The organism is Streptomyces sp. NBC_00212 (assembly GCF_045206365.1).
GTDB lineage: Bacteria > Actinomycetota > Actinomycetes > Streptomycetales > Streptomycetaceae > Streptomyces.
The window spans coordinates 323371-335780 of record NZ_CP108116.1 but is presented as its reverse complement, the minus strand read 5'-3'; the positions used below and the strand labels follow the sequence as shown (position 1 = coordinate 335780).

At 68.2% G+C, this 12410-nt stretch carries 7 protein-coding genes; 2 read left to right on the top strand and 5 right to left on the bottom strand.

What is annotated here, in order from left to right; translation table 11 throughout:
* Positions 1–266 precede the first annotated feature (266 nt).
* The gene (locus tag OHA17_RS41255) at positions 267–1043 is read right to left on the bottom strand and encodes a MerR family transcriptional regulator (RefSeq protein WP_331721473.1); all 777 of its coding nucleotides are present in this window, start codon (positions 1041–1043) and stop codon (positions 267–269) included.
* A gap of 4 nt (positions 1044–1047) precedes the next feature.
* Positions 1048–1179 carry a hypothetical protein gene (locus OHA17_RS41250; RefSeq protein WP_406510986.1) on the bottom strand — a complete coding sequence of 44 codons (132 nt, stop codon included), beginning with the start codon at positions 1177–1179 and terminating at the stop codon, positions 1048–1050.
* Between the two features lie 373 nt (positions 1180–1552).
* Between OHA17_RS41250 and OHA17_RS41245 the strand changes: the two genes are divergently transcribed.
* On the top strand, positions 1553–2785 hold the full coding sequence (locus OHA17_RS41245) for a serine hydrolase domain-containing protein (protein ID WP_331721471.1): 1233 nt from the start codon (positions 1553–1555) through the stop codon (positions 2783–2785).
* A gap of 84 nt (positions 2786–2869) precedes the next feature.
* Here OHA17_RS41245 and OHA17_RS41240 read toward each other — a convergent pair whose 3' ends face one another.
* From OHA17_RS41240 to OHA17_RS41230, 3 genes are read right to left on the bottom strand one after another with little or no spacing between them, the layout of a single operon-like run.
* A complete protein-coding gene (locus tag OHA17_RS41240) occupies positions 2870–5455 on the bottom strand; it encodes an RNaseH domain-containing protein (protein WP_331721470.1) in 2586 nt (861 codons plus the stop codon).
* On the bottom strand, positions 5452–8817 hold the full coding sequence (locus OHA17_RS41235) for a hypothetical protein (protein WP_331721469.1): 3366 nt from the start codon (positions 8815–8817) through the stop codon (positions 5452–5454). The genes OHA17_RS41240 and OHA17_RS41235 overlap by 4 nt, the downstream gene beginning before the upstream one ends.
* Complete coding sequence (locus OHA17_RS41230; RefSeq protein ID WP_406510985.1) at positions 8814–9995, bottom strand: hypothetical protein; 1182 nt, start codon at positions 9993–9995, stop codon at positions 8814–8816. Before OHA17_RS41230 ends, OHA17_RS41235 begins: the two co-directional genes overlap by 4 nt.
* 938 nt (positions 9996–10933) lie before the next feature.
* Between OHA17_RS41230 and OHA17_RS41225 the strand changes: the two genes are divergently transcribed.
* Entirely contained in the window at positions 10934–12007 is a 1074-nt protein-coding gene (locus OHA17_RS41225) for a serine hydrolase domain-containing protein (RefSeq protein ID WP_331721467.1), read from the top strand.
* The last annotated feature ends 403 nt before the right edge of the window (positions 12008–12410 follow it).

Below are 12410 nucleotides of genomic sequence, written 5' to 3'. Positions count from 1 at the left end.
GTCCTGTCGTTCACAGGCGCTGCCCGTGCCTGACACGTGTGTGCGCGGGACACCGGCACGTCTCCCCTGCGGGATATCGGGCTGCCTTGCAGAGAATGTCGCGTTCTTCCTCCACGGCGACTCCGTTCTCTTGGACCATCGAGATCCAAGTCTCTCCGGTGTCCAAACTCCGGCGTCAGGGCTCGGTTGCCACGGCCCGGCCCCGGACGGAGAAGCGGGGATAAAGCGGACGTCCCGCCAACAGCGCAGGGTCTGCTGGGCGGCCGTCAATGATGCGGGATGTCGATGCCTGCCGCGCGCAGGTTCGCCTCGACCAGCGCGTTCAGCCGGGCGATGGACGGTGCCTGGTCTTCCCGGTGGTGGTTGACCAGTCCGTACCGGGAGGCGGCGTCGGACTTGTTCCGAAACTCGGTCGGCATCGCCAGCAGCGTGCGGTTGGTCAGCAGCTTGCCGGCCAGCGTGGACGCCAGCTCCTCGATCCGCGGGTCGTCCGGCTCCCAAGACCTCGCGTCCCAACCGCGTTTGGTCAGCTCGACGGACTCGGGATCGTCAAGCGAATGTTCAAGCCGGGTCAGGAAGGTGTCGAAGATCTCCGGGACCAGCGCCCGGGCCAGCACCAGAGCCTCCCGTTGACCGGCCACGTAGTCGGGGCTGAAGCCGAGATCGGCGAGTCGGTCCAAGACCGAGCAGGCCCGGTCGGGCAGCAGGGCTCGGTCGCCATGGGCAAGCCGGTGCAGCATGTCCCGTCGCGCGATCAGTTCCTCGATCTGTTCGGTGAGTCGATGATGGACATCGTCCAGGGCGGCGGTGAACCGCTCGGGACCGGCGTCGAGCAGGTCACGGATCTCGGCCAGCGGCACGCCGGCCCCGGCCAGGGTCCGGACCTGGACCAGCCGCAGCAGGTCGGCCGACCCGTAGCGGCGGTAGCCGGAGATGTCACGTTCCGGCTCGGCAACCAGGCCGAGCCGGTGATAGTGCCGCACGGTCTTGATCGTGACGCCGACGAACCCCGCCGCCTGACCGATTGTCAGCCCGCCTGCCATCGGATCAGCACACCTCCAGATCATGGGCGGCCGCGGTCTCGCAAACCGCGTCGGCGCGTAAGTCCTTGCGCAGGATCGAACCGTAATCGACGGCGACCTTCGCGCTCACCTTGAGGTATGGCTTGCGGACGATCAAAGGGGCGAGGGTAGCGCGCATCTGTTCCCGCTCGTTCACCCTTCTCGCTGAGGCCGGCACCCGAGCGACCACGTACCGCACCCGCACGGTCAATGAAGCTCCGCCATCTCCGAATGTGCCGAGGACCGCGTCGACGTCGGCGTGGAACGGGGGGCTCGATGGCGATCTCGGCGTACCGGCCGATGCCGTGCGGTCCGCGGCCAGGCCCGGTCCAGGCCGGGCACCTGCGATGAGTACCGGTCAGCCCATGGCCGCGCGAGAGGTTGACCTTGACCTTAGGTCAGGGTGCACGCTCATCGCATCACCACCGCGAAGGGACCGGTAGCCACCAGGGCCGCCGTGACCTCAAGCACTGTGCACAAGGAGATTCATGATGGGAACAGACAACAGCGGCTTCTCCGAAGCAGGGCTGCGCATGCTGCGCGACGTACTGGCACGGCATGTCGAGTCCAAGAAGATTCCCGGGCTCGTCGCCCTGGTCAGTCGCGGCGGTCAGACACACGTCGAAGCGATCGGGACGATGCGCCATGACGGTGGCGCGCCGATGGGCCGGGACACGATCTTCCGGATGGCGTCCACGTCCAAGCCGGTCACGATGGCGGCGGCGATGATCCTGCTCGACGAGTGCCGACTGCGGCTGGACGACCCGGTGGATCCGTGGCTGCCCGAACTCGCCGACCGTCGGGTGCTGAAGCGGCCCGACGGCCCGCTGGAGGACACCGTGCCCGCACAACGGCCGATCACCGTACGGGACTTGCTGACCTCCACCTTCGGGCTCGGGGTGGACTTCGCGCTGATGGGCTCCCCGATCAGGGCCGCGACCTTCGAGCGTCTCGACTACAGCGTGGCATCCGGACCGGCGCCCGACCCGGACGAGTGGATGCGCCGCCTCGGCGAGCTGCCGCTGTCGTACCAGCCCGGAGAGCGGTGGCAGTACGACCTCAGCAACGAGGTGGTCGGCGTGCTTGTCTCCAGGGTTACGGGCCAGCCGTTGGAGACGTTTCTGCGCGAACGCGTCCTCGATCCGCTGGGGATGAAGGACACCGCCTTCCACGTACCCGCCAACAAGATCGACCGGCTGCCGCCCCTGTACGGACCCGATCCGCAGACCGGCGAGTTCGTCGTGTGGGACGAGGCGGCAGGCGGACGGTCCAGCCAGCCCCCGGCGTTCCAGGGCGCTGGCGGTGGGCTGGTCTCCACCGTCGATGACTACCACGCCTACTTCCAGATGCTCCTGAATCACGGGATGCACGGCAGCGAACGGATCCTGTCCCGGCCCGCCGTCGAGCTGATGACCACCAACCGCCTCACGCCCGAGCAACAAGCCGCCCGGGACACCATGTACAGGAACATCGCCCATATGACGGGCGGACAGGGACTCCACGGCGGCTGGGGCTTTGGGATGGCGGTACGAACTTACCGCGGCGACCACGCGCCCATCGGCCAGTTCGGCTGGGACGGCGGTACCGGCACCACCGCCTACGCCGACCCCGACAACCAGCTCACCGGAATCCTGCTCACCCAGGTAGGGATGTCCACCCCGGACTCGCCGCGGCTCATCCACGACTTCTGGACCACTCTCTACCAGGCCATCGACCGACAATGAGCTCGCTGAGCGCCTGCCCACGAATCTGCCGAGGTTGAGCGGGCGGACAGCCGGGGCGCCGCGGAACACACCGCATCTGCCCCGCTACTCGCCCTCCCGTGCCTCATCGGTCTCGGGTGTGTGGGCGGCTTCGATGCTGGGGCCTCGGTATTCGGGATGAGCACGGTCCATGGCGCCGGCGACGTGAAGGGGGACGGGGTGGCGGGTGCGCGCGTCCCAGGCCAGGGACTGGTGGCACAACTGGGCTGCGAGCGCCGCGAGTTGCTGCGGATCTCGCTCTGCGGCGTGAGGGACGGCGATCTGGGTGGCGGTGAAGCTGTGCCAGTCCTTGCGCTGAAGTGCCCAGTCGTCCTTGGGGAGGGTGAAACGGGTATGGACGCCGCCGATGCTGCCAGCGCTGCCAAAGCCGTCATAGGTGCGGGAGGCCTGGGCGATGTACCAACTGGTATGGCCGGTACTGGTGGTACGCCGGTAGAGGCGCTCCTGGGGCTTCGGCGGGCGCTTGGGGCTCTTGCGCGGGCTGGCGGTGTTCTCTACCGGGGTGGGCACTTCGCCATAGGAGGTGTTGATGGCGACCACGGCGACGGACCGTGTCTCGGTGCGCAGGTCATCGCCCGGCAGCGGCCCCTTGCCGAAGCGGACGTTCTGCAGACCCGGCCAGATAGTCCGGCAGGCTTCGGTATCCACGAAGATGATCAGAGGGCGGTCGGAGGGGAGGATCTTCAGGGCGGATTCGATGTGCTGGCGGGCCAGCAGGGCGCCTTCTTCGTGCCGGGCGTGCCCCTCGCGGCCGATGGCACGCCGGCCGAAGGCCGCTTCCGCTGCCGCCTGGGGCCGCCAGTCGTGGGCATGGTGGTCGTAGGAGCCCAGGTGCCAGGGCCGATCGGGGTCGTTGCTGGTGTGGAGTGCGGTGAGGACTTCGACCATCTGCGTGCGGTCGGCAGCACCGGGACGGCGGTTGCTGACGCGCTGCTGGCGCAGGTGGATGCCGACCAGGATGGGCTCGTCCGTCAGGTCGGTGACGTGGCGCAGGCGGTCGTCCACGCAGCCGAGTCGGAACAGCAGATCGCGCAGGGCGTTGATCGCCTTGTAGTCCTTGGGTGCCTCGGCGTCGGCGTCGGTGTCTGCTTCGTCAGCCGCGTCGTCGGGTTCGGGTGCACTCTGGCGGGCCAGGAACTGGGAGACGATGTCGCGCTCGTACAGGGCGCGGCGCAGGTCCCTTTTGTGGTCGTGGCGGTGCTGGCCGGCCTCGCGTTCGCGCTTGGTGGGCTTGGGGTTCCAGATGGTCTCGACCCAGGCGCCGTTAACGGCGTCGTCCTGGAGTTGGTCGAGGAAGTCGAGTTCGCCGTCCCAGTCGACCTGCTCGACGTGGTCGAGGGCCCGCAGTCGGTGGAAGCGGACGACCAGCCGCTGGCTGAGGCGGTGGTCTTGGTGGTCGCCGCAGTCGAGCGGCCGCTCGGGGGTGCTCGTGTAGGCGGCGAGGGCCTCGCTCATTCTCCTGCGGGTGGTGCCGTCGTTGTAGAGGGCGATGATGCGGACGGTTTCACTGCCGGTGGCGGCCAGGGCGTGGTCGAGGTCTGCGCGGGTGACAGCGCCCTTGGTGGGGCGGGTGAGTTCGACATCGGTGGCCTCGAAGCCCACTTGGATGATCTTGGGGCGTTTGAAGGTCTCGTTGATGTGGTCGGCGAGGATCTTGTTGAAGCGTGTGCCGACACCTTTGCCGAGGACGTGGGGAACGGGGGCGGGAACGAGGGCACGCATCTGGCCGCTCAGTGCCGCGAGATCGTCGTTGGTGGGCCAGGCGGTGAAGGCCATGCCGCAGGCTTCGAGGACTTCGGCGGCGTAGTTGCGGGCGTAGGGCACCCACTGGCCGTCGCTGTTCTTGGTGTGGCCGATCGGCATCCGCAGCAGCGTGTTCTTGTGCCCGCCGTGCTCGATGAACACGGTGCGGGTGCTGGCCCAGTGGGTGGCCAGCCTGCTGAACGTGGGCAGCACGTGGAGCGCGAAGAGCGGTTCGCCAGGCTGGGTGGCGACTCGGAAGTCCAGTTTGTGCAGGGCGTATCCGGTGCGCTTGGGTTTCAGCGTGGTCCGCCGGGTGACGTTGTCCCAGCTAATGAGGCTGCCCTGGGTATCCATGCGCCAGTGGATGCGGCGCATGCTGGGGCCGTTAGGGATGAGCAGGGGGGTGCGGGCCAGACGCTGGGCGAAGTTCCAGGCTGCGACGCGGTAGAACCAACCCGGGGCGTGCGGGGTTCCGTCCTCGACGCCGCGCACGAAGGACGCGAGTTCGGGGTGTTCGACTTCGGCAGCGGCGAGCAGAGGGGCAAGTGTGTTGGCGTCCTCGCCCTTGCGTACGCGCCGCTCCCATTCGCGGACCGCGGTGGACAGGATCCAGGCGTTGAAGGGCTTGGTGGTGACCGCGACGGCGGGCTCGGCGAAGTCATCATCCACGGGTTCGTAGGTGTGCGGCATGAGGACAACGGGCTGGCCCGAGACCGCGCTGAGCGCGGAGGCCAGTCCGGCATACGGGGGGCGGCTCGGCTTGCCGTTCTTGGCATCCCCGTAGGTGGGCAGGCTGCTCCATGCCTGGCCGAACTCGCTGTTCAGGGGGTAGAGCGTGATCTTCCCGAGTGCGGAGTACGGGAAGAGAAAGGCCAGGGTGCTGATCATCCGGCAGTCTCCCCAACATGGCGGTCGGCGAAGCGGAAGAAGGCGTTCAGGGTGGTGCCGTAGTAGCGGCGCATCAGAGGCAGCTCGTGGTTCTTGGTCCACTGCTCGCGCAGGGCGCGGATGAGGTGGGGCAGGTCGGACTTGCCGCGGGTGTCGAGGAAGGCGGCGTCGACGAGTTTGATGCGCCCTGGTGTGCCTCCACGCCGGGCGCGTCCGACGAGCTGGATGAGGCTGATGATGAGCTCAGCGGCGATGGCTTGCTTGGCGCGGGCCGGCAGGGAGCGGAAGTAGCGTTCACTGGTGACCAGCTTTTCGAAGTAGTGGCCGGCCACCGTGCGGCGTCGCTCGAGCTCCGTCCAGGGCTCGCTGCTGGTCTGCTTCTCGTCCAGGGCGCGGGCGCCGACGTGGGCGAGGAGTTCGTCGGGCTCGTCGACGAGTGGGACGGGGCGGATGGCGAGCCAGATGGAGCCGATCGCGGACTTGTTGGACTGGGGCGCCAGGATGTTCAGCCCGCGCTCGGCCCGGCCCAGCGGCGCGATCAGGATGCGGGCCTTGGGCAGCCGGGTGAACGATTCGAGCTGGTCGCCGCGGATCTCGTGCCACAGCGGTTCGCCCGAATCGTCGTGGCGGGAGGCCGGTTCGTCCTCCGGGCGGGGCCTGACGGCCACCGCGATGAGCCCGGGTTCGGCGCCCGCGGCCAGCAGGCCGTCGCGCAGATGCTGGCAGCTGTCGTAGGAGGTGGTGACGAGCAGGATGGAGTCCTGGACCCGGTTCTTGCTCTGCCGGGCGAGATCGTGGAGCTCGCCGCGCAGCCGGGGCCACAGGCGACGGCCCAGAAGCCGGGTGGCTTCGACGCGGTCCTTGCCGGTGATGCCGGAGATGCGCAGCATCTCTTCGCCGAGTCCGGGGAAGAGTTCGGCTTCGATGCTCACCCCGTGATCGACGTCGTCGGGCACCCACCAGGTGGGGACGGTGTGCACGTGGTGGCGGTGCGCGCCGGGCGCGTATGCGGTGGCCGACAGGCCCAGCACGGCGCGTTTGTGGCCGCTGTGGGCGAGCGCCGTGATCTGTCCGAGGGTGGTGACGTAGGTGTGCGGGTCGCCGCCGAAGGCCGCCACGCTCAGGCGGGTGTCCTCCGGCACCCCTGTGCGCACGTCCTCGGTGAAGGCGAACATCAGGCGCCCCTGCGGGCCGTGCGGGATGGCCCGCCACGCGCTGAAGGGTCCCAGCACGTCGGCGATGTCCCGTGCTGATTCCACCCCGGCCAGCTTGAGCTGCTGGGCGTTGTGGACGAAGCGGTACAGCAGCAGCCGCAGCGGTTCGAGGAAGGCCCGGCGCAACATCCGGTCCAGCACGTCGGCGCGCACGTGCTGGTTGGGCACCCACCGGGCCAGCAGCTTCTCCAACTGCTTGCGCACGTGGGACAGGGATCCGGCATCCCCGTCCGGGTCGATGACATCGCGCAGGAGCTCGGCGAGCGGATGCAGATGTTCTGGCAGCGCCGTCATCTTGATCTTGCGCTCGTACAGGGCGGCGAACAGGCCGCGCTCGGCCACGTCCGGGGAGAAGCCACGTTCCTGCCCGCTCACCTGCTGCTCGTCGTTGGCGAACAAGGCCCGCAGCTGGGTGCTGATCCAGCCGTCCCAGCGCTGCGGAATGATCCACCGCCGCTCCTGCACCGGGCGGCCCGACTTCTTCGCGGGGTGGCTCCCCTTCTTGTTCTTGGTGTCTTTGCGGTCACTGGGGCCGAGGGAGCCGTGGGCGAGGTGGCTGGTGTAGGTCTCGGCGAGCCAGCGGGTGCGCATCAAGGTGTTGCGCATGGACTCGTCCAGGGCTGGCCGTACCCGCCCGAAGGCCTGGATGAACTCGCCGTCGAGCCGCAGCAGCGGGCGCTGGTCCTGGCGGTTGCCCCAGGCCAGAGTGAGTCCCCTGCCAGCCTGCCCCAGGACGAAGGACTGAAACGCGTCGACTTCGTCCAGGGCGATGAACTGGCATCGCCGCAGCATCAGTTCCTCCACCGTCATCCGCTCGACGACGGCCCCGGAATCGACCTGGACGGGAATGTGCAGATGCCCCTGGTAGAAGTTCGCGTGCGTGGTGACGATGATCTGCGCGGTGCATGCCTGCCGGGCCAGCCGGAACTTGCCGCACACCGGCCGGTACGGGCAGGCGCAGATCCCCTGCCGTCGTGTCTTCGGACCCCGTCCAGATTCCGGGACTCCAACCGGCCGATACGGGACCAGAGACATGCACGCTTCGTGGCCGGGCACCCACGCATCGACCTCGTCGTCGACGGTCGCCAGCGACGGCAAGGCGCAGCCGTAACCGAGCCGGTCTTCCGCCCACTTGACGAAGGACCGGTCCCTGGACTCCGCAGCCACCTGATCGAGGGCGGCCATCATGCTGTTCGGTGACATCAGCGGCACGACCAGCCGCTCGGGATGCTCAACTCCGCGCGAGCGCAGGTCCTTCTCGATGCCGTAGGCCATCTTCAGCGCAGCCATGGTGGTGGGCACGGCCAGACCCAGCGTGGCGCCCTCCGCCTGCGCCCAGGAGCCCAGGCTCCGCATGAGAACACTCTTACCGAACCCGGTCGGCGCCTGGAGCACCTGCAGATTCCCTGCCTCAACATGCAGCAGGTCGCCGACCTCGACATCGTCGCCGGTCCGTAGCTGAGCAAACAGCGGATCAAGGGACTCGGCGCGGAAGGTCTCACCGGCCTGCTGGTCCAGCTCCCGGTTGAGGGCGAGGAACTCCTTCACCTTGAGGGTCAACTGCCCGGCCGACGCGGTGCACACCCTGACCGGCTCGGCCTCCGGTGCCGCATGACGCTCCTGCAACGTGTAGTGGGCCTGGACGGCCCACGTGGAGTCGTGGCCAGCGACCGGCACCCGCAAGGTGGTCACGTAGTCACCGGGCTCGGCATGGGGCAGGGGGCCGGAGTTCTCGGCACGGAGCCGGTCGATCTCCTCCAGCAGCACGTCGGCCAACTCCCGGGGCAGCATGCCATGGCGGGCGGCGAGCACACCGTCGTCCTGCAGGACGTACTCACACAGCGCTCCCGTGGCCAAGAAGCGCTCCGCGTCCGTATGCAGCGACTCCTCGTTGCTCAGCCGGTTGGGGCGCTGGCGCAGCATCCGGCTGATGCGCCGCTGCTCTTCGCCCGACAGCTGCGGGTATTTGCTCCACGCGTCGTACTGGCCCGTGAGCAGATAGGACACCCGCTTGAGGTCAGTGCCGGCGCTGCCGTCCTTGGCCCGCAGCGGGAAATGCGCCTGCGCGAGCGCGCACGCACAGGCAATGACCTTCGGCAGAATCCGCCGGTCCAGCTCACTGTCCTTCTCCACCACCGGCATGGTCATCGTCGGCCCGCCTTGCGCAGTTCAGCCTTGACCGCCTTGATAACCTCGCTCACCAGCAGGACCGTCAGATTCGGCAGCAGTTCGGCCAGCTCGTCGCGCTGTGCCTCGCCCCGGTAGTTGGGAATAACGATGGTGCGCGCCGCCGGCGGTTTCCTGCGCAGCCGGTCGGCCAGCGACACGGCGCTCGCGTAGTCCTTCACATCGATCCGCAGCTCCCAGCCCGTCGCGGGAACTCGGATCAGCAGGTCGTAACGGTCCTTGCCCGGCCACAATTCGACCTCGACACCGCAGTTCTTGAGCGCCTCCAGCCGCTTGAAGAGGTAGATCTCGGAAACCCCGGAGATGACGATGTGCCGCCACACCGCGGTCTCCACGCAGATGCTGCGGTTCGGGCCCTCCCGGTAAAAGGGCCGGGCCGCCGGCTGCTGCGGCACGCCGCCGTCCCGCCGATGCAGCAGCGGACGCCCCTTCGCGGAGTCGGCACGCACGAAGTACGCCGCGTTGTGCAGCGGGAACCGGCAGCGCACCTCGCCACCATCGACGTGCATCGGCCACTGGCACACCGAGCACGGCCACCACCACTTCCCCCCAAACACCTGATCCGCCGGGATCGGCACATAGCGCACGGACTTGCGCATGCCGACCGCCGAACTGAACAACTCCGCCAACTGCCGCTCACCGCCCGCGGGCTGCTTGACCACGAAGTACCGGTGCGCGGTGTACTCCTGCTCGCTGGCACCCTCGTTGATCAGCTGGAACGCCTCACGCTCCACCATCTCGCCGTGCATCCACGCCCACGTGGGCAACCAGCGGCGCGCGGGATCCACACCCCCGCTGAGCAGCTCAACGATGTCCTCGCAGCCTTCGGCGTACACGTCGTCGCTGAGCTCGCCGCCATCGAGTACCGTCAACGAGCCCATCTGGCTGTCGGCAAACAGGCCGGGAGCGATCCGTGCGAGGGGATGATGCAACGCCTCGATGAGCGTCGTCGGCGTGTTCGGGCCTCGGCCCGGGCCGCACACCGACATGACGACCCCGGTCATGCGGGCGATCTCCCGGCGGGCGGCCGGTTCCTCGTAGCGGCAGGTGTGCGCATATCCGGCACGGACCGCCGCGCTGATCAGCAACCGGCGGTGATACTGCAAATCGTCAGACGACAGCGTCATCCGGCTCTCCATCTCACATCATTAAGTGACCACGACAGAGCTCTCTGTGATGAGGATGGCAGCATTCAGCGCCCCGCCCGCCGTGGCGCGACACGCCGCACCAGGGCTCTGAACTGCATCAACGTCGACGTGATGACGCATTCGGGGTTATCGAAGTTCACCAGGACCGGTGAGCAGTGGCGTGGCGAGTTGACGGGCTCCGCGCCAGGCGGGGACATGAGACCCGCGGCGCGAGTGCGCCCTCAATCGAGGCTGCCGGAGCCGACACCGCCTCGTCCGCGCCGGCTTCGGCGGTGTCGCGGCCCTTCCCGGGTCTGTCCGTGCCGCACTTCGACGCGAAGCCGATCGCCGACGGACGTTCCGGCGTGGACCTGCGCTCAGGCGATCAGGACGTTTCGGCCGGTGGACGTGAGGCGTGCTGACCGGTGCGGGACCCGTCGTCAGGAAGTAGGCCTTGGCGCTACCGTGTAGTGGCGGATGATGTCTTGTGCCGTGAGATTGTTGATGGACAGCGGTTCGCCGACAGGGCCGGCATTCATCCAGGTATCGCCTTCCGCCAGTACCCTCATGGCCGTGCATGCCGCCTCGCACAGTGCGGCCATCCTGGATGCCGTCACGATGCGGCAGACTGGGGGTGCGGTGGCGTTGTGTTCCAGGGGGTTGGCCTGGTGCAGCCGGACGGCGGCGCTCTCCCACCCCGGCCCGGCGACTCGCCTTCCGCGTGGGACACACGTTGAGGCCCCGGCCTGTTCATGACAGCGGGCTTCTCCAGCTGGCCTCGAGCACTCTTCCAACGAGCCACGGCTGCGCGGTCGTTCGAAGACATTACGGTGATGGACCGAGGTTGACGTTTCGTTTCCGGACACGCGCCGTTGGGCCGGGGCACGCCCACGTCGCCTGGCAGCAGGCGTACGTCGTCGTGAGGCGTGAGGCAGGCGAAGGGCGGGGCGATGACTACGAGCAAGGTCCAACGCGTACTCGAGCGGGCCGTGGACGAAGGCGGTGTTCCCGGAATCCTCGCCGAGTTTCGCGACGGCGAGGGACGCTGGTTCGGCTCGGCCGGGGTGGGCGATACGGAAACCGGCCGCGAACGCAGCCCCCAGGACCGGTTCCGTATCGGCAGCATCACCAAGACGTTCGTGGCGACCGTGGTGCTGCAACTCGCCGCAGAACACGAGCTGAGCCTCGACGACACCGTCGAGAAGTGGCTGCCGGGCGTGGTCCGTGGCAACGGCCACGACGGCTGCCGGGTCACCGTCCGCCAGCTGCTCGACAACACCAGCGGGATCTTCAGCTACACCGAGGACTACGCGGCGCTGCAGGCCCGCGACAGCTACACCCCCTTGCAACTCGTCCAGATAGGCCTGTCCCATCCGGCCGCCTTCGAACCAGGTACGGACTGGGGGTACTCCAGCACCAACTACATCCTCGCCGGGCTGCTCGTGGAGCGGGTGACCGGCAGGGCGGTGGCCGACGAGATCGCGGAGAGGATCGTCCATCCGCTCCGCTTGGCCGGAACGTATCTGCCGTGCGCCGATGACCAGGCGATCAGAGGGCCGCACTCGCGGCACTACACCAAGCTGTACCTGCCCGACCCCGACGCCGAGATCTACGACACCACCGAGCTGGACCCGACCCCGTACTGGGCCGCCGGCGGCATGATTTCTACGGCCGAGGATCTCAACCACTTCTTCGGCGCCCTGCTCCAAGGACGGCTCCTCCCGGAAATCCAGCAGAAGGCGATGTTCGCCACGGTCCCCACCAAGGGCTGGATTCCCGGCACTGCCTACGGACTCGGCGTCTGCTCCCTGACACTGCCGTGCGGCACAACGGTCTGGGGCATGGGCGGCGCTGTCCTTGGATCGTGGTCCTACACCTACGGCACCCGCGACGGCCGGCGCATGCTGACGATCAACACCAACGCCGACTGGGCCCAGGGCGGTTGGGACGATCCAATCGGGATCTTCACTGACGTGCTGGAGGCCGAGTTCGGCCCGGGGGATTCTCCGGAGGACGTTGCTTAGAGCAGTGGTGTTCTGGGTCGCGGACGACCTGGGCGAAGGCGCCACCGTCACCGACGCGGTGCTCGCCGCCCACTGAATCAGCGCAGACGCAGGGCCGGGCCCGGGCACAGCAGCCCGGGCCCGGCCCTGCGGCGTCCCGGAGTTCCCTCGTCGTGCAGCACAAGCTGACGAGATCAGTACGGGATTGACCGGAAAGCACCGCCCCGCTTGAGGCTTGAGGCAGAACGGCTCGAAGACGGCTCGAACGCTCGCACCAGGCCGGGCCGTGCAGTGAAAGCTGCTGGAAGTGCTGCGCACGGCGAGGAACCCATCGGCAGCGATCCCGACGGAGGACGGATGGTCAACAACCTTGCGCGGGCCCTGCGTTCGGCCGCCGCGCGACCGCCCCTCGTACGGCGTCCAG